Source organism: Aphanothece microscopica RSMan92, from assembly GCF_046613545.2.
Taxonomy (GTDB): domain Bacteria; phylum Cyanobacteriota; class Cyanobacteriia; order PCC-6307; family Cyanobiaceae; genus NIES-981.
Map to the genome: position 1 here is coordinate 1 of NZ_JBKKKY020000298.1, position 689 is coordinate 689.

Consider the following 689-nt stretch of genomic DNA (forward strand, 5'->3'; position numbering starts at 1 on the left):
GTAATTCCAGCTCTGTCCAGGGTTTATCCTCATTCCGTTCTGGGGTCTGAGAGACGAGGTTATTACCGCCCGCCGCGCGGACCGCCTCACGCAGCCGAACTGCACGTTCCGGACTTCCAGGTTCAGCTTCCGAACCTGGAAGATCTGCAGACCCTTCGATTTCGACTTCCATGTTCCGCGAAATCCATTCCAAAACAAACGCTTGCGCCCGGATGAGCCGTAAAAACGGCACACTCCGAACATGGAACACACATTCCGGTTGATAACGGCGTTCGGATCGTGCATTCTCCTTCACGAACGTAACGCAATCACCACGCAACCCGGCACCAACCGGGTCGCCCGGAGCCTCAATGTCCAACCCGCCCGCAGACTGGCACGCCGAGGATGTGAAGGCCGCCGTCCGGAAAACCGGCGTCAGTCTCACAGCCCTCGCGCGCCAGCATGGCCTGAGCGAGAGCGCGGTCCGGATGACCCTGCGCCGCTCCTGGCCGCGGGTCGAGGCGATCATCGCCCGCCACCTCGGCAAGAAGCCGCAGGCCATCTGGCCCAGCCGCTACGACGCCCGGGGCCGCCCCCTTCCGGGCCTGCATGCCGCCGACAGGCAGCACCGTAGCCGCCCGGCGCCCACCCCGCACCGTCAGAAAGCGGAGGTCGCTTGAACAAGCAGATCATCTCTCTCCCGCTCGACC

2 protein-coding genes are annotated in these 689 nt (G+C 63.9%); one reads left to right on the forward strand and one right to left on the reverse strand.

Features of this window, described 5'->3' with window-relative positions:
- The coding region (locus ACLD7X_RS17605; RefSeq protein ID WP_411424987.1) for a hypothetical protein at positions 1-358 on the reverse strand (358 nt) is incomplete at its 3' end.
- Between ACLD7X_RS17605 and ACLD7X_RS17610 the strand changes: the two genes are divergently transcribed.
- A complete protein-coding gene (locus tag ACLD7X_RS17610; RefSeq protein WP_411424988.1) occupies positions 351-659 on the forward strand; it encodes a helix-turn-helix domain-containing protein in 309 nt (102 codons plus the stop codon). The genes ACLD7X_RS17605 and ACLD7X_RS17610 overlap by 8 nt on opposite strands.
- Positions 660-689: the final 30 nt, after the last annotated feature.